The sequence below is a fragment of the Mucilaginibacter flavidus genome, from assembly GCF_024055575.1.
Classification (GTDB): domain Bacteria; phylum Bacteroidota; class Bacteroidia; order Sphingobacteriales; family Sphingobacteriaceae; genus Mucilaginibacter; species Mucilaginibacter flavidus.
This window is the reverse complement of sequence record NZ_JAMXOE010000012.1, coordinates 129,281-147,222: the sequence shown is the minus strand read 5'-3', so window position 1 is coordinate 147,222 and position 17,942 is coordinate 129,281. Positions and strand designations below refer to the sequence as shown.

General features: G+C 41.1%; 18 protein-coding genes. 9 read left to right on the top strand and 9 right to left on the bottom strand.

Annotated features, from left to right (window positions below; genetic code table 11):
• Positions 1-93: 93 nt before the first annotated feature.
• A complete protein-coding gene (locus NAF19_RS17925) occupies positions 94-1,077 on the top strand; it encodes a chitinase (RefSeq protein ID WP_252791700.1) in 984 nt (327 codons plus the stop codon).
• 118 nt (positions 1,078-1,195) lie between these two features.
• On the opposite strand, the gene NAF19_RS17920 is transcribed toward NAF19_RS17925, so the two are convergent.
• A complete protein-coding gene (locus NAF19_RS17920; RefSeq protein WP_252791699.1) occupies positions 1,196-2,737 on the bottom strand; it encodes a DUF6770 family protein in 1,542 nt (513 codons plus the stop codon).
• A gap of 18 nt (positions 2,738-2,755) precedes the next feature.
• A complete protein-coding gene (locus NAF19_RS17915; protein ID WP_252791697.1) occupies positions 2,756-4,108 on the bottom strand; it encodes a M48 family metallopeptidase in 1,353 nt (450 codons plus the stop codon).
• Positions 4,109-4,306: 198 nt separating this feature from the next.
• Between NAF19_RS17915 and NAF19_RS17910 the strand changes: the two genes are divergently transcribed.
• Both NAF19_RS17910 and NAF19_RS17905 read left to right on the top strand, forming a co-directional pair.
• Positions 4,307-4,930, top strand: coding sequence for a hypothetical protein (locus NAF19_RS17910; protein ID WP_252791695.1), 624 nt, complete (start codon positions 4,307-4,309; stop codon positions 4,928-4,930).
• Positions 4,931-4,964: 34 nt separating this feature from the next.
• Positions 4,965-5,582: a hypothetical protein gene (locus tag NAF19_RS17905; RefSeq protein ID WP_252791693.1), complete on the top strand. Its 618-nt coding sequence runs from the start codon at positions 4,965-4,967 to the stop codon at positions 5,580-5,582.
• Between the two features lie 4 nt (positions 5,583-5,586).
• On the opposite strand, the gene NAF19_RS17900 is transcribed toward NAF19_RS17905, so the two are convergent.
• The 7 genes from NAF19_RS17900 to NAF19_RS17870 form a co-directional block, all read right to left on the bottom strand.
• Positions 5,587-6,312: an ABC transporter ATP-binding protein gene (locus NAF19_RS17900; RefSeq protein WP_252791691.1), complete on the bottom strand. Its 726-nt coding sequence runs from the start codon at positions 6,310-6,312 to the stop codon at positions 5,587-5,589.
• Positions 6,313-6,502: 190 nt separating this feature from the next.
• Entirely contained in the window at positions 6,503-6,793 is a 291-nt protein-coding gene (gene gatC, locus NAF19_RS17895; RefSeq protein WP_252791689.1) for an Asp-tRNA(Asn)/Glu-tRNA(Gln) amidotransferase subunit GatC, read from the bottom strand.
• Entirely contained in the window at positions 6,790-7,521 is a 732-nt protein-coding gene (locus tag NAF19_RS17890; RefSeq protein ID WP_252791686.1) for a lysophospholipid acyltransferase family protein, read from the bottom strand. The genes gatC and NAF19_RS17890 overlap by 4 nt, the downstream gene beginning before the upstream one ends.
• 60 nt (positions 7,522-7,581) lie before the next feature.
• A complete protein-coding gene (locus NAF19_RS17885) occupies positions 7,582-8,571 on the bottom strand; it encodes a hypothetical protein (RefSeq protein ID WP_252791684.1) in 990 nt (329 codons plus the stop codon).
• A gap of 132 nt (positions 8,572-8,703) precedes the next feature.
• Positions 8,704-8,892 (bottom strand): hypothetical protein, encoded by a 189-nt coding sequence (locus tag NAF19_RS17880; RefSeq protein WP_252791682.1) that lies wholly within the window; start codon positions 8,890-8,892, stop codon positions 8,704-8,706.
• Positions 8,893-9,264, bottom strand: coding sequence for a hypothetical protein (locus NAF19_RS17875; RefSeq protein ID WP_252791679.1), 372 nt, complete (start codon positions 9,262-9,264; stop codon positions 8,893-8,895).
• Positions 9,261-10,013, bottom strand: a complete 753-nt coding sequence (locus tag NAF19_RS17870) for a lysophospholipid acyltransferase family protein (RefSeq protein ID WP_252791677.1) — start codon at positions 10,011-10,013, stop codon at positions 9,261-9,263. The genes NAF19_RS17875 and NAF19_RS17870 overlap by 4 nt, the downstream gene beginning before the upstream one ends.
• Positions 10,014-10,050: 37 nt before the next feature.
• Here NAF19_RS17870 and trpS point away from each other — a divergent pair, with 37 nt between their 5' ends.
• The 6 genes from trpS to NAF19_RS17840 all read left to right on the top strand — a co-directional run bounded on the left by trpS (position 10,051) and on the right by NAF19_RS17840 (position 17,929).
• Positions 10,051-11,046 (top strand): tryptophan--tRNA ligase, encoded by a 996-nt coding sequence (gene trpS / locus NAF19_RS17865; protein WP_252791675.1) that lies wholly within the window; start codon positions 10,051-10,053, stop codon positions 11,044-11,046.
• A gap of 221 nt (positions 11,047-11,267) precedes the next feature.
• Entirely contained in the window at positions 11,268-11,882 is a 615-nt protein-coding gene (locus tag NAF19_RS17860; protein WP_252791673.1) for a deoxynucleoside kinase, read from the top strand.
• 78 nt (positions 11,883-11,960) lie between these two features.
• Entirely contained in the window at positions 11,961-12,692 is a 732-nt protein-coding gene (gene kdsB, locus NAF19_RS17855; RefSeq protein WP_252791672.1) for a 3-deoxy-manno-octulosonate cytidylyltransferase, read from the top strand.
• 182 nt (positions 12,693-12,874) lie between these two features.
• A complete protein-coding gene (gene pyrG, locus NAF19_RS17850; protein WP_252791671.1) occupies positions 12,875-14,485 on the top strand; it encodes a CTP synthase in 1,611 nt (536 codons plus the stop codon).
• Between the two features lie 21 nt (positions 14,486-14,506).
• On the top strand, positions 14,507-16,366 hold the full coding sequence (gene yidC, locus NAF19_RS17845) for a membrane protein insertase YidC (RefSeq protein ID WP_252791669.1): 1,860 nt from the start codon (positions 14,507-14,509) through the stop codon (positions 16,364-16,366).
• 195 nt (positions 16,367-16,561) lie between these two features.
• Positions 16,562-17,929, top strand: coding sequence for an exonuclease domain-containing protein (locus NAF19_RS17840; protein ID WP_252791667.1), 1,368 nt, complete (start codon positions 16,562-16,564; stop codon positions 17,927-17,929).
• Positions 17,930-17,942 lie beyond the last annotated feature (13 nt).

The window sequence follows — 17,942 nt, the reverse complement described above, 5'->3', positions numbered from 1 at the left end:
TATGCGGTTTTAGGCGTTATATAAATTTTATTGTCAATTTTGACAAAACCAGCGGCCCAATAGCCGCTGCATTTATAATTAAAACATACTATCGTGAAAAAGCCCCTGCTTATTGTAACCATTTTATTATTTGCCGCAACAATATTATCAAACGTGAAATGCGCCGGACCGGCAAGCCCCCAAAAAGCTGTTGAGCAACCCAAACCCGCAGTAACCAGCTTTTTAAACGAAGCGCAGTTTAATGCCTTATTCGCGATGCGTGATAAGTTTTACACCTATGCGGCATTTGCCAGGGCTATAAAAGAAATGGGCAACATATCGGTAAAAATAACCCGGCGCGCTGTATCTGTTTACCAGATTGTGCGTACCGATAAGGCCACTGGCAAAGCTGATGTAGTGCGGCAGGACCCCGACTGGAATGAAGATTGGGCAAAAAAGAAACCCGACAGCAGCTACACCATTAATTACGGAGACTTTTGCGCCGAAAAAGACCTGCAAACCAACAAAAAAGAGCTGGCTGCCTTTTTTGCAAACATAGCCCACGAAACCCGTCATGGCGAAAATGGAACTTACACAGACGGGTTGATGTTTATACACGAAAACAACACATCATTACCTTATATTTCGGAAAACGACACCTACCCTGCCGTTGCCGGTAAAAAATACTACGGCCGCGGGCCTTTGCAAATCAGCTACAATGGCAACTACGGCTATGCATCTGACTGTATTTTTGGCGATAAAAAAATATTATTAAACAACCCCGAGCAGGTAGAAACCGATGCGGTGACCGCTTTTAAAACGGCTATTTATTTTTGGATGACAACGCAACCCGCCAGGCCAGCGGCACATGATGTGATGATTGGCAAATGGCAGCCAAATGCAGCTGATAAGGCGGCAAACCGCGTCCCTGGTTTTGGCATGACGATCAATATTATAAACGGCGAAATTGAATGCAACAAAGGCGAAAACATATTCAGCATGAACGACCGGATAGGGTTTTACCAACATTTTTTGAAGAGTTTTGGAGTTGATGACACCAATTGCGCCTGCTCATGCGGGAAGATGAAGGCATTTTGAGTTTAGGCTGTTTCAAATAAAATGGAGCCAGCGAAATCAGCTACACGCGTCCATTACAAAAAGCCCGATATGGCAAACTAAAATGCAGTTTGCCATATCGGGCTTTTTTGCTAAACATTTAGTTGTTCAGCTTAATCATATCCATGGTAAGTTTCTTTTCCTTTTTAAAATAGTTTACCTGCAACACATGATTTGTGCTGGCTCTCATTAAACGCGAAAAAGTTGCTTTCTCGTTTTTAACAGGAATTTTGTCGACAGTTATTTTACCATCGTGGTATTTTATCTGTCCAAAATTTTCGGTTTTTTTGGCGCCGGCGTCAAGCCTGTCATAATCAACAAAGCTAAAGGTTATATCGCCATTGTCATCGCTCTTAACGGTGTACATATAGTCCATCCAGCCAAATATATCAGCTACCGTCGCCAAGAGGTACGGCGTCAGAAAGCCTGTGTAGGATGGGAATACACCAGTGCTCCCTTTAGCTTTTGGTATTTCTTTGGCCTGCAACAGGTTGCCGTCCAAATCGTATTCCATAACTACCATATTTTCAAGTTGCAATTTTATCGGACCGGCTTTATTGCTGAATAATGATAGTGCTAGCCCGCCTGCATCGACAGCCTTTTTAAACTTTTCGGCTACAACTAGGTTGGTGTTTTTACGCGTCCGCACCATGTCATGTATGTACAGGTAATAGCCGTCTTTTAACTTGTGATCCTCCATTGGCAAAAACTTACCTAAAGTTTCCTCAAATGTTTTAAAATTACTTTTAACTAGCTTGCCATTTTTATCAAATATCAGAAAAGCCATGCCATCCGGCGGGGAAGTAAGAGTTTTGGTCGACTTATAGTTTAATCCAATCACTACAATATTTCCATTTTCAAAAATTGCGTTAATCGGTACTACATGGTTATCATCAATTTCTGTTGATACCTCAAACAGCTGGGCGCCCGTTTTTGCACTGCTTGCCAATACGGTATGCTGTGTTTTGGTATTATACATACCTTTTTCAATACGGGTCACGGCTGTTAAAATCACTTCATCGTTCCCGTTCAAAAATGTTGGCAGCATAACTTTCGATTTACCCTCAGGCTGATAAGTTTGTTGCCAGGTATTTTTCGAACCGCCATTGACATAACTGATGATAAATGCATCATTAGGGTCATTAAAAGTATAGTCAACAAAGCCGTTGTTTTCAACAATATTTAGCTCCGGGCTTGTCATTTGCTGGTACATCTCGTACTTCGAATTACTCGATGGCTTATAATTTATTTTCAACGGGTTTGAGGCCACTTCTACACCATCCTGGTTATATACTTTTAGTTCGAATGTGCGTTTTTTATCATCGTAAAATTTAAAACAAAAGTTATTGCCATCAAAGCCGCTGCTTACCAGTTCCCAGTCTTTGGGGCCGGTAATTTCTTTCGTGCCCAGGTCGTTCAAGTTTTCGTCAACCAGGTTCAGTTTGTAAATAAGATTCTTTTTGTCGGCCTTGTCGTACTCGTAAAAAGTAAAATACCCCTTTACGATGTTATTTTTTTTAATAATTCCGACGTTGCGGACGGTAACATTTTTCACGTCGCTAAAAGCCTTCACAGCATTTTGCGCGAAGCTTTGCGTGGCAGAAATGGCCAGGAAAATGATTAGTAATAGTTTAAACTTCATGATTTAATTAGGGATTTGTTAATTTTTAGTAATTGTGATAAATGAATTATTATTTGCGTAATACGCGTTGATGATTTCGTCTAATTTTTCCAGGCTCAGGTTATCCAATAATTTTAAAAGCGTAGCATATTGGTCTTTATCATTCTTCGGGATATACACAGCATTTACCACCTCATGAAAAGTATGCGCTTTATGATGCGTGTATAACGATGTTAGTGTGTTGTAAATCCAGCTTTTAGTGTACTTGTCTGCAGGAAACATCGCGTCTATTTGAATAAGCTGGTACAGGTAAAGGCCCAGGTTGCCTTTGTCCTTCGAATATTTGGCTTCTTCAAAAAGTGCGTATTTTTTTATTTTCTCCAGGTCCTGTTTGCTCCCGGTAATAAAATCAACACCTGGCTTAGGGTTCAGCCCGAAAAAGCTTTGCATTTGTAGCTTTCGCTTATCGCAATCGGGGTGGGTTTTCAGGGAATCAATTATTTCCTTTTTCTCAGTAGTACCGAAGTGCATCCTTTTTGAGGGGGCAGCGACCGAAAAATCATCTATCGTAATTTTTTCCTTACCAAGAAAAGATTGGATTGTAATAGCATTCAGCAGCCCTTCGGCCGAATTGAGATAATCAAAAATAGCGGGCACAGTTTTAGCACCATAGTTTGTATAGCTGAACAATATCATACCGAGTGAGTCGGCAGCTTTTTCCTGTCCGCGACTGTGCCTGCTCCTGTCAAAAACATCTGTAAGCAATAAATCCTCCAGCTGCTTTTTGGTATTATACTCCTGTTTCTTTATTTGCTTTATCTGGGTTAAAAACTCGTGCGAATTATATTTATTAAGCTGACTAATTATTGATTTATTACTGTGCATAAGCAAGTAGTGCCCAATCTCGTGGCAAAAAACCATTGCCAGTTGGCTTTCGTTTTCCATCCCGCCCAACAAGCCCAGGTTACACACAACCGTGCCATCTTCAAAACTATAAGCGTTTACATCAAAAGTCCGGTCGATAAAAAAATGAAACCGGTTTTTATCCAGCGAATTGGATAACAGTACATGGTTAAATATCGAATTCAGGTAAGGATAGGCTACGGTATCGAACAGAAAATCCTTTGATTTTAACCGTTCAATCAGTTCGTTATTCTTTTCGTCGATAATATTACTGTACTGCTTTTGTATTTTTTTATCTAATTGCAGAGTATTTTGAACCGTATTTTTTTGCAGGAATGATTTATAGCTGTCGACATTTTTATACTCATACTGACCACAAACAGTTGCAGGCGCAATTGTTATAAAAAATATAAAAAGGTAAAAATTGTAATAGTTAAGGTTTTCTTTCCGCATTAATGATGAAAAATACCTGGATTGTATATTTTTCATTTACCAACAAAAATATTTATTTCAGCAATACTTTTACTAATTTATTTAACTAATTCAAAATTTATTTTTCACCTCCTTAATACTTGAAATTATTATTTCATCAATCAGGAACAATGTACTCGAGATGAGCTTAATACTCAAAAATGAAATTTTATATTTACTAATAAATAAAACAAGTTAATTTGGCGTTTTAATTAAGTGATGGACAACTACCCTTTTGATACCAACGGACTTACCGACGAAGAAATAGAAAGTTATTACAAGTCGTATACTATTCTTAAATCAAAATTCAATTTAGAATCTACCGGCGAAATCGATTTCCACCTGGAATTGTTTGAAGTTTTTAAAAACTATCTTGAAATTACCGTCCGTGATTCATTTGTTATCAAACAGGATAATAATAACGATTGTTATATTCTTTTTGTTGAAACCGAATCCCGTCATCCGGGACAAGGGAAGGTGTCCGGCCACAAGGACTATCAAATATGGGCTCTTGCATTTTTAAAAGCCGACTTTGGCCGAATGCTGATACGGCGTGAGACCCTGGCGGATAAAATTATTGAGCTGGCACACCCGGTTGAACTGGATTTTGCTGAAGACAAAGCATTTAGCGATACATTTTACGTACTGGTTAACGACCGCGAAAAGGCGCTCAAAGGTGTCGACCGTAGATTCCGTAACGCGGTTATGGATATCAGGCACGACCATTTTTTGATTGAAATAGTTGAACATACCCTTATCGTAGGTAACCATGAACCTATATCAGCCGAAAAAACACTCCAACTGGCCGAATTTATAACACGCATTTGTTCACATTGCTGAAGAGATTATCTTTAATAGCAAGTCACCAATACTGATGCATAAGTTACCATTTGAAACACTCAAAATTAGCGGCTTAGAATTACAGGCGCTAGAAGAGATTTACGCCGCCCTTACAGCAAAATTCAAGGTAACCGTACCCGACGATGTTGAATTGTCATTAGGCGATTTCGACCTTTTTAATTGTCATCCTGATAAAACCATTGGCGGAATACTGCAATTAAACCATCCAGCCAATGCCTGTTACCTTGTTTTTATTAAAGTTCATACGGTTTACTATACAAGGGATGGCCACGCAGATGATTACTACAACTACCGGGTATATGGCTGTATTAAATCGAAAAAAGATTTTGGCAGGATACTTATCCGCCGCGAAAATTTTTCCGACAGAATAATCAGCCTCGTACATCATGTTGAACTCGATTTTGAGGATGATAAACCATTTAATCATAAGTTTTATGTTTGTACCAATGACGAACAAAAGGCGCTGTTGGCGATGAACTGGACCTTCAGGAACGCCATAATGAACATAAAAAGCGAAAACATGGTTATCGAAGCCGCAAACAACGTGCTAATTGTAGGGAACAATGATTTATTTGTTGACGAAGTAGTTGAACAGGCCAATGTAATATTAAGCCTGGCATCAAATTGCTAACACTTTACTCCGCCACTACCTTACTCCTGTCAACAGTAATAACATTCGGATTAGCGTAATCATTTTCCACCAAACCATCGCGCATGCGCACTATACGGTGGGCGTGCATGGCAATGTCTTCTTCGTGCGTAACAAGTATAATAGTATTGCCTTTGGCGTGTATATCTTCCAATAACCCCATAATTTCAATAGATGTTTTGGTATCAAGGTTACCGGTGGGCTCATCGGCCAGTATAATGGATGGATCGTTAATTAATGCGCGGGCTACAGCTACACGCTGGCGCTGGCCACCCGACAGCTCATTAGGTTTATGATCCATACGGTTGCCAAGTCCTACGTTTTCCAGGCTCTTTTTGGCGCGCGCCTGCCTGTTTTCTTTATTAATGCCGGCATAAACCAATGGCAGGGCCACATTGTCAAGTGCGGTGTTACGCGGCAGCAAGTTAAACGTTTGGAAAACAAAGCCGATCTCGGTATTACGTACTTCAGCCAGTTCGTTATCCGTCATGTGGCTAACATTAATTCCATTTAAAATATACTCGCCTTTGGTGGGCGTATCTAAACAACCTAATATATTCATCAGCGTTGACTTACCTGAACCGGAAGGTCCCATCAACGCAACAAATTCCCCCTTATTAATAGTTAATGTTACAGACTTTAAGGCATGAATTATCTCAGTACCAATAACATATTTACGCCCGATATCTGTAAGACTAATAAGTGGTTGCATGTGTTTTTGTTGTTTGACTATGGTAAGGTAGGTTTTGTTACAGTTTGAAGTCAGAAAAGTCAGGAAAGTCAGTAAAGTCCGAAAAGACGGCAAAGACAGAAAAAAGTTGGGATCGGCAAGTCAATATCAAATAAACAGTCTATCAAAGCAGCGCAGCGTCTTTCGGACTTTCGGACTTCGGACTTCGGACTTACTTCTCTATCACTTTTGCCACCAAAAAATAGTCATCATCATGCTTAGGTGCATTCAACAAAGCTTCCTCGTGGGTAATTTGTTGCTTCACCACATCTTCACGCAGCACGTTTACCTCATCCGTCATATAAACAAGCGGCTCAACACCCGATGTATCAATTTCATTAAGCTTGGCCATAAAATCCAGTATCTTGCTCATGTCCTTTATCATCTCGTCGGTTTCGCCGGCACTAAGTTCGAGGCGGGCAAGATGTGCTATTTTATCAACGGTTTCTTTATCAATGGTCATGCTGTTGCTAATTTCTGTTTAATAATCTCATGTACTTCATCCCGCAGCGTGTCGGCGTCGTCAACGGTTAAATGCGCCGTTTCAATGGCTTTGTGCACAAATATATCACAAATACCCGGCCTGCTGCCAAATTCGCTGCCGGTATCCCACAAAACTTTCCAGGTATTAAGCGATGTTATAGGTATAATGGGTACTTTCAGTTCAATAGCAAGGCGAAACGCGCCATTTTTAAACGGGTATAAAGTTGTCGGATAATCGTCAGGAATGGTAGCTTCGGGGAAGATAACAACGCTTACACCATTCTTTATCCTTTCGGCGGCTGTCTTAAAGGCCCGAAAGGATGAAATTTTACTATCCCGGTTAACGGTAATATCAATCGTCCTGAAAAAGAAACCCAGCACCAGGTTGCTCAGCAGTTCTTCTTTACCTATGAAGCAATGATTATTTTTTGCCGCCAGGTTTATAGCCGACACATCGAGGTTCGAAGTATGGTTGCCAATAATAATATACGTGCGCTTCCAGTCTACACTTGTTTCATAATCGATATTAAAAAATATTCCCGAAATAACGGTGCTGCAAAAAATGATAAACCTCCTTATGCCATTAATGTGCTTAAAGCGGCTCTGCCTGCGCGATAAAAAATATAAAATTGGCCAAACAAGCAAAAAAAACAACGCCACACTATACCGGTAAAAGTGCGTATGAATCTTTTTTATCACGAGTTTCATGGTTGCCAAAAATAGAAAAATTTGACTACTTGATCATGATGGGTTAGATTGAATTGGTTATTAACTCAGCAACGCCAGATGTTGGCGTGTTTGTGGTCCTTTAAAGTCAAGCAAAATCAGGTATATTAAAGCCGGATAGACGTGCTGAATTATACGGTACAATGAAGTGTATAGGTGCCAGTTTAAATCATGCGGGGTTACCAGATATATTATAAAATAGCCCAGCAGCAGCAAAGCTATAATTATAGCTGGCATTGATGCAAAAAGCCGCCGGTTCACAACAAAAGCAGCGAAAACTAAAATCAAAGCGTATATATAATTGCTTAACAACGTATTAAGCCAAAATTTAAAAATTGTGGCATACCGGCTCCAATCTGTTAATACCACCGAAAGCGAGAATAATTGCTTGTTATCTGCCGAAATTAAATCGTTTGCAGGGGCAAAGAATAATTTGAACGACACCAGCGCCAGCGTTGGGACAATTGCCCCTGTCAAATACTTTTTCAAAACCGGGAGAAGTCTGTAATTGCTGAGAATAAACCCGACTGTAAATAAAACGTAAAATACCAGGCCCTCGTTTTTTACCCATGCACATGATGCGCAAATAAACCCCAGCAAGTACGCCCGGTTATTAATCAAGCCTTTGAGCTTTTCATATTGAACAAAAACCATCAAAATCAACAACGAAAGCAAACTATCAGCACATTGTGAAGTTGCTATTTGTTTAAAATTATTATCCGTTACAAATATCACAAGTGCAATAAGCGACAGCCACTTTAACCCTTCGTCGCGCAATGCGAAATAAGTATATAAGGGGATGGTTAACATTACCCCATATGCAAAAAGTAAGGGCACGTAAGGCGACATTGAACCCACTGCGTTCCAAAAAAAAGCAACTATTGTTGGTAGCATCATCGGGTAATCAAGCGCGGAGTAGCTTAGTTTACTTGTAAAAAGATGTTTCCACAACTCCGGATGGTAAAAAAACTTTGCGTGCAGGTTCCACATGGCAAAAGCGTCCCAGTTGCCATATTTACTAGCATATAACATGAAATAGCAGGTTAAAAAAAACGCTGCTGCCAGAGCCCAAACGTGGCTATTACTTAGTGATTTGAGCCGATAATTTTTAAAAAAATGCCTGGTAAAATAAATATGGGCAAGGTTAATAGCACTTAGCATTACTTAAAGCACAACAAAACTCTGGTTTAACACCAGCATTAAGTAATACATGAAACTTAATGCTGCCAGCAGGTTAATTGCGGATGTAAGTATCGTTAATGCCCTGCTATCGCCGATTGTAACTTTTTTCACAAACGCGTAAATGCCCCCATACAGCAACAGTATATTAACAAAAGTTATTATCAGCACCATCTAGTTATTTTTAGTTATTAGTGATATCTGTCTGCTGTTATCCTGGTTGTGCGCAATGACACGGTAATTAGTGAATGTATTAAGGGGCTTGTTGTTAAATTGTATTACCAGCAAGGTATCCGGCGTAATTTTATTGCTGATAACCTGGGGTGCCATAACATATTGCATCTCGACAAACAAGGCCGGATCATTGCTATTGTTGTAAAAACCGACTGTACAATTTGGTTTTATGTGACTTTGCAAAGGGGTTAGCTGTTTAGCCAGCAAATCCATATCAAAATCGGTTTTATTAAGCTGGTATATTTTAGCAATAACCATCAGTGGGATGGCTGCCATCAAAATAATTTTTGTGTAGGTTATTGTCTTGTTCATACCATTGCAGCTGCTATCCCTTCGCTTCCAATTTTTTGGGCTATTATATTGTAAACCTTATCGCGCAAATTATCGGCATCATCTAAAGTCATGTTTGTGGTTTCTATGGGTTTGTGCACATAAATATCGCATATGCCCGGGCGCGTACCATGTTTAGTGCCATCATCCCAAAGCTTAAGCCAGGTGTTTGATGATGATACCGGGATAATAGGAATTTTATGCTCGATAGCCAAACGGAACGGACCGTTCTTAAACTCATGCAAAGTTGGCGGATAATCGTCGCTTATTTTCCCTTCGGGGAAAATTATAAGCGTAATCCCTTCCTGTAATTTCTCAGTAGCTTTTTTAAACGCCCGGTACGATGACATTTTGCTGTCGCGATTTACAGGTATATCAACCGTGCGGAAAAACAATCCGGTTACAAGGGCGTCCTTCAGTTCCTCCTTACCCATAAAACTACAGTTGGTATTAACCAGTACACACATGGCCGAGATATCGAGATTTGAGGTATGATTCGGGCAAACTAAATAGGTTTTGCTCCAGTCGACGGGTACTTCATAAGTAAACCGATAAAAGAAACCTACTAGTGCCGAGCTTATTATCGCCCAGTACCTGCGAAAGCGGTTCATGTTGCGATAACGGCTGGGTTTAAGCGAAAAAAACTTAAAAAAAGGCCAAAATAAAAAATACGAAAGCGCAACACTAAAAACGTAAAGATAGACGTGCACCTTTTTCAATATCAATTTCATCTCCACCAAAAATATAAAAATTCCTTACTTTCGCGCCATGGAAACTGTTGTTAGTGGTATACGTTCAACCGGGAACTTACACCTTGGAAATTATTACGGGGCAATACAGAATTTTGTAAAAATGCAGCATGAGTATAACTGCTACTTTTTTATTGCCGATTTACACTCGTTAACTACCCACCCTACCCCTGCCGACCTGCACGGAAACGTAAAACAGGTATTGATAGAGTATTTAGCGGCAGGTATTGATCCGGAAAGGGCTACTATCTACCTGCAGTCGGACGTACCGGAAACTGCAGAGCTTTACCTTTTCCTGAACATGAATGCCTATTTGGGCGAACTTGAACGTGCTACTTCTTTTAAAGATAAAGTGCGCGCAAACCCTGATAACGTTAACGCAGGCTTGCTTACTTACCCTGTTTTAATGGCCGCCGATATTATTCTACATCGCGCCACAAAAGTACCTGTAGGTAAAGACCAGGAGCAACACCTTGAAATGGCGCGCACGTTTGCAAACCGTTTTAACCGTTTGTACAACAAGGACTATTTCCCCGAGCCGTTTGCTTTTAACTTTAGTGAGAACCTGGTAAAAATACCCGGACTTGACGGTAAAGGAAAAATGGGCAAATCGGAAGGCGAAGGCAATGCCGTTTATTTGTCGGATTCGCCGGAAATTATCCGTAAAAAAGTAATGAAAGCCGTTACAGATGGTGGGCCGACCACTGAAAACCAGGAGAAACCGCTCGAAATTCAAAACCTGTTTGATATTATCAAAGTGGTTTCATCGGCCGATACTTATGAGCATTTCGACAACTTATACAACACCTGCCAGATACGCTACGGCGATCTTAAAAAGCAACTTGCCGAAGATATTATTATAGCTACCGCGCCAATCCGCGACAGGATTAAAGACATTTCACAGGATTCGTCGTACCTGCGCCAGGTTGCACGCCATGGCGCCATAAAAGCCCGCGAAAGTGCGTCAAAAACCATTAAGGAAGTACGCGAGATTATCGGTTTCAGGAGTTTTTAATTGGGTCATAGCTGATGGTTCATCGTTCATGGCCGGAAAAAATTAGGCTGACAGTTGATAGTTCATACTTCAAACTGTATATTAGGCCGGGTTTCATTCTGCAACGCACGGTATTATGTATCAACTATTCTACCATGAGCCATTTATTATGGGTCATGAACAAACTACAGACCATCAGCTTCCAGCTATGAACCAAGAACTATTAACCATGAACTAAGAATATGCACATTGCTATTGTAGGAAACATAGGCGCCGGTAAAACTACACTTACCGAATTACTGGCAAAAAATTACGGCTGGGACCCCTTATTTGAGGCGGTTGATAACAACCCCTACCTGGAAGATTTTTACAGCGACATGAAGCGCTGGAGCTTTAACCTGCAGATATATTTTTTAAATGCCCGTTACCGCCAGATTATCGATATACAGAAAAATGGCCACAATCTGATACAGGACCGTACCATTTATGAGGATGCCTACATTTTTGCAGAAAACCTGCACGATATGGGCCTGATGACAACACGCGACTACGAGAACTACGCAGCCATATTTGACAACATCACGGAGTTTATAAAACCGCCAGATTTACTTATCTACCTTAAGGCATCGGTACCAACGTTGGTAAACAACATACAACGCCGTGGTCGGGAGTATGAAAGCGGCATCAGGCTTGATTATTTATCAAAACTGAATGATAAGTACGATAAATGGATTAAAGGTTACAAACTGGGCAAACTGCTGATTATTGATAAAGACAACATCGATTTTGCCAACAATACCGAAGACCTGGCCACTATTGTGCAGTTGGTTGAGCGGGAGTTGAACGGGTTGTTTTAATTTTAGAATTACGATTTACGAATTACGATTGCTTAATTTTTAAAAATCGTAATTCGTAAATCTAAAATCATAAATCCCATGACCATCCTCGGCATCATCCCCGCCCGCTACGCTTCTACCCGTTTCCCAGGCAAACCTTTGGTTGATATTGCCGGCAAAAGCATGATACAGCGGGTTTATGAGCAGGCCAAAAAATGCGAACACCTTACCGAAGTTATAGTAGCGACGGACGATACTCGTATTTATGACCATGTACTTGCCTTCGGCGGTGTTGCCATCATGACATCTGCCGACCATCAAAGCGGCACCGACCGTTGCGCCGAAGTGGCCCGACAGCATCCACAATACAACGTAATTATTAATATACAGGGCGATGAACCTTATATCGACCCTGAACAAATAACCAAACTTGCTTTTTGCTTTAATGATGCCGGCACCCAAATTGCCACACTGGTTAAAAAAGTAGCGAATGAGCAGGAGTTGTTTAATGTAAACTCGCCAAAGGTGGTTATCAGTAAACTGTCTGAGGCTGTTTACTTTTCACGCTCGCCGCTCCCCCATATCCGCGGGCAGGAACAGCAAAACTGGCTGAGCCATTTTACTTATTTTAAACACATCGGCATTTACGGTTATAGAGCGGATGTTTTGCAGGAAATTACAAAATTGCCGGTATCTTCCTTAGAAAAAGCCGAAAGTTTGGAGCAATTGCGCTGGATTGAAAATGGCTATCGTATAAAAGTTGCCGAAACAGAACTGGAAACCTATGCGATAGATACGCCGGAGGATTTGGTTAATTTGAAGATGCGTTGATTTGATGATTTGAAAATAAAATACCGCTGTTTCATCTTCAAATTTTCAAATCATCAAATTTTCAAACGTCGAATCATCAAATTTTCAAATCGCCCTCTTAACCCCAAAAATTTTCTTACTTTTGTATCCCGTACACAAACAATTTGTTCCGGCCTCACAACCGGGCCAAACACACAAAAATCATGACTAAATACATATTTGTTACGGGTGGCGTTACTTCGTCATTAGGCAAAGGCATTATTTCGGCCTCCTTAGCTAAACTTCTACAGGCGCGCGGTTATCGCGTAACCATCCAAAAGTTCGACCCTTACATTAACATCGACCCGGGAACATTGAACCCTTACGAACATGGCGAGTGTTACGTTACCGAGGATGGCGCCGAAACCGATCTTGACCTTGGCCATTATGAACGTTTCTTAAATACCCCAACATCCAAAGCAAACAACATTACCACCGGCCGTATTTATCAAAATGTGATAAATATGGAACGCGAAGGTAAATTCCTCGGTAAAACCGTACAAGTGGTACCCCATATTACCGACGAGATAAAAAGAAACTTCCGCATACTTGGCGAAAGCGGCGATTACGATATTATTATAACCGAATTGGGCGGTACAGTTGGCGACATTGAATCATTACCTTATATCGAGGCGGTGCGCCAGTTCAGGTGGGAAGTTGGGTCCGGCAATTCATTGGTTATTCACTTAACGCTTATCCCATTCCTGGCTGCTGCAGGCGAGTTGAAAACCAAACCTACACAGCACTCGGTTAAAATGTTGCTGGAATATGGTATACAGCCGGATATCCTGGTTTGCCGCACCGAACATCATTTAAATACCGACATCCGAAAAAAAATAGCTTTGTTTTGTAACGTAAACGTTAATGCAGTTGTCGAATCGATAGACGCATCAACCATATATGATGTGCCGTTATTGATGCTGAAAGAACAATTGGACAAAACGGTATTAGCCAAACTAAAGCTGCCGCATAAAAACGAACCAAACCTTGAAAGCTGGAAAGACTTTTTGGGCCGTTTAAAAAACCCGACTTTCGAGGTGCGCATAGGCCTGGTAGGTAAATATGTTGAACTTCCGGATGCCTATAAATCTATTGTTGAATCATTCATACACGCCGGCGCCAAAAATGAGGCAAAAGTAAAAGTTGAATATATCCCGTCAGAACAGTTAACTCCCGGTAACGCCATTGAAAAATTGAAAGGCCTGCACGGCGTTTTAGTTGCCCCCGGCTTTGGAGAGCGTGGCTTTGAAGGAAAAATTGAAGCAATCCGTTATGTTCGTGAAAATAATATCCCATTCTTTGGTATATGCCTGGGCATGCAATGTGCGGTTGTTGAATTTGCACGCAACGTGTTGGGACTCGAAAATGCCAGCAGCACCGAAATGAACCCCGAAACCCCTTATCCTGTTATCAACATGATGGAAGAGCAGAAAAAGGTGGTTAATAAAGGTGGCACCATGCGCCTCGGCGCTTATGCCTGCGACATTAAAAAAGGCAGCAAGGCTGAGAAATTCTACGGAAAAACCCGTATCAGCGAACGCCACAGGCACCGCTACGAGTTTAACAATGACTATTTAAAAGATTACGAAAATGCCGGTTTAACCCCAACAGGTTTTAACCCCGAAAACAACCTGGTTGAGATAGTTGAGCTTAAAAACCATCCGTTTTTTGTAGGTGCACAATTTCACCCCGAATTAAAATCAACAGTTGCAAATCCGCATCCACTTTTTATTAACTTTGTCGCCGCTTCAATGGCTTATGCCCGCAAGCAGTAATTTTTTGTACGATACACTAAAATGGATAAAAATACTTTTACAGGGTTATTCCTGATTATGATTATAATGGGCGCCTCGTTCTTTTTGATGAAGCCCAGCGAAGCAGACCTAAAGAAAGAAAGGATAGTGGCGCATGCCGATTCTTTAAAAAAAGGGCTGATTAAAACACCCGGTGTTATTACTACCGCAAAATATACTGATACTTCAAAAGCTAAGGCAACGGCTGCAACCGACAAAAAGGTTGATTCAGCACTTTTAAAAACACCTTTTGGTGCAACAACAATCGGCACGCAAAAGTTTGTTACGCTCGAGAATAAAGACATCCGGGTAAAACTAAGCACCCAGGGTGGCAAGGTTTACTCGGTTGAGCTGAAGGATTACAAGACATCTAATAAAATGCCGCTTATTTTATTTGATGGCGATAAAAACAGCTTTGGTTTAACCTTTGCTGCAGGCAACAGCAGTATCAATACCGATAAACTTTATTTTACCCCGACTGGCGGCGATTTACAGGTAGCTGAAAAAGATTCGTCGAGCATAACAATGCGCTTAAATTACAGCGCCACACAATACATCGATTATATTTACTCGTTAAAAGGAACAGGTTATAAAGTTGGTTTAACGATTAAAGCCACCGGGCTTGACCAAGTAATTGCCAATACCAATACACTTAATGTTAACTGGGCAGCCAGCATGCGCAGGCAGGAAAAAGACATGGAGCAGGAGCGCCGGTACACTACCGTTTATTACATGAACACCGAACGTGATGTTGATTACCTGAGCGAAAGTAAAGACGACACCAAGGAGATCAGCGACAAAAAGATGCAATGGGTATCTTTCGAAGCGCACTTTTTTTCCGGGGTGTTAATTGCAAAAGAAGGGTTTTCGAAATCAAGCCTGGGCGTAACGACCGATGTTACAGATACTGTCGACGTAAAAAGAATGAGCGCCAATGTGGTGATACCCAAAAGCACCGATGGCAGCTACCCGATGGAATTTTATTTCGGCCCGGTTAAATATAACTTCCTTAAAACACAGGGTTACCATTTAGAGAAACAGGTTTACATGGGCTGGGGATTCCTGGCATATATCAACAAGTTTTCGGTGTTGCCGGTGTTTAATTTCCTGAGCCAATTTACAAGCAACTACGGGTTGATTATCCTTGCGTTAACACTTGTGCTTAAGCTGGTGTTATCACCGCTTACTTATAAATCATACCTATCGATGGCTAAAATGCGCGTGCTGAAGCCGGAGATGGACGAAATAAAGGGAAAAGTTGGCGAAGACAACCCAACCCTTTTACAGCAAGAGTATTTAAAGCTTTACAAAAAAGCAGGCGTAAACCCGCTCGGCGGATGTTTGCCGTTGCTGATACAAATGCCTATAGTGTTTGCATTCTTCCGGTTTTTCCCAAGCTTGTTCGAGTTGCGTGGCCAAAGCTTTTTATGGATGCATGATCTTTCGACTTACGATTCGATAATCACATTCCCGCATATTCCGTTTGTCGGCGACCACCTGAGCTTAATGTGCGTGCTGATGACGATATCAACGCTTATTTACACTTATTTTAACAACCAGATATCAGGCGCTTCGGGTCAGATGAAATATATCGGCTACATTACCCCGATTATTTTCCTTGGCGCGTTGAACAGCTTCCCTGCAGGTTTAAATTATTATTACTTTTTGGCCAACATGATGACGTTTTTACAACAATACATCATCAGGCTAATGGTTGACGATAAAAAAATACATGCCCAGATACAGGAAAACAAAAAGAAACCTGTTGATGCCAAAAAGAAAACCAGCGGTTTCCAGGCTCGTATGGAAGAAATGATGCGCCAGAAACAGCAGCAGCAATTGCCCCCTTCAAAAAAGAAATAATATTTGTTGGAAAGTTGAAATGTTGTAAGGTTGAAAAGTTGACCTTTCAAATAAAAAAATAACCCGGTAAAATCTGCCGGGTTATTTTTTTGTTTAAACTTTTGCAGCGTTCAAAAATAACTTTACAACATTTCAACCTTACAACATTTCAACAAAAACTAATTAAATTAGCAAAAACTTACTACATTTACATCCATGTATGCAATAGTTGATATTGAAACCACCGGAGGGCATGCCAGCGCGAACGGCATTACCGAGATAGCTATTTGTATACATAACGGAAAAAAAGTTATTGAGCGTTATTCTACCCTTGTTAACCCCCGCCGCGAAATACCTATTTATATAAGTGCACTAACCGGCATCACTAATGATATGGTACAAAACGCACCGCCGTTTGAGGATGTGGCACATGATATTTACCACTTGCTTAACAATAAAACATTTGTTGCGCATAACGTTAATTTCGATTATTCATTTGTGCGTTACCATCTGGCTGCTGCAGGTTACGAATTGCAATGCAATAAGCTGTGTACAGTACGCCTTGGGCGTAAAATAATGCCCGGTCTTCCCTCCTATAGTCTCGGTAAATTGTGCCGACATTTAGGGATAGAAAATGAAAGCCGTCACCGGGCGGCGGGGGATGCTGAGGCCACATCGATATTATTCTCGATGTTGTTAGCAAAAGATAATGGCAACCATATTCCGCTTGCATTAAAGCAAAACTCCAAAGAACAGGTGTTGCCGGCTAACCTGCCGAAAAAGGACGTGGAAGCTTTACCACCGTCGCCGGGAGTTTATTATTTCCACGACCAAAAAGGTAAGGTGATATATGTTGGCAAGGCCAAAAATTTAAAAAAGCGTGTATGCAGCCATTTTACCGGTAATAACCCCGGGGTGCAGCGCCAGGAGTTTTTGCGCAACATTCATAATATTACTTTCCAAACATGCGGCACCGAACTGGTTGCCTTTGTACTGGAAGCTGTTGAAATAAAACGCCTATGGCCAAAATACAACCGGTCACTCAAACGGTTTGAGCACGCCTACAGCTTATACGCATTTGAGGACCAGCGCGGCTACCTGCGCCTTGCTGTTGATAAGCACCGTAAAATGACCGGGGCAATTTACAGCTGCAATACCTTGTTCGAGGGTCGCAGCATTGTAATGAAATTGATAGATACTTTTCAGCTTTGTCCGAAGCTATGTTTTATTCAAAATAACACATCAGCATGCACGGGGGTTAACTTGGGTAGTTGTGCCTGTGAGGGCCATGAGTCGGTTGAAGACTACAACCAGCGCGTAAGCCTGGCAATTGATGAATTGAACAAAGCACTGCCTACATTTGCTATCCGCGATGCCGGTCGTAATGATGAAGAGCACAGCTGCCTGCTGATCGAAAAAGGCAAGTTTTACGGCATGGGCTATATTTCGCACTATTTTAACGCCGACAGCCTGGATCAGCTGAAAAACCACCTTACTCCCTATCCTGGCAATGATTATATCAGGAATATGGTTGATAATTACGCAGTGAAGTTTCCGGATAGAAAGATGGTGTTTGCAGTGTGATGATTTACAAATC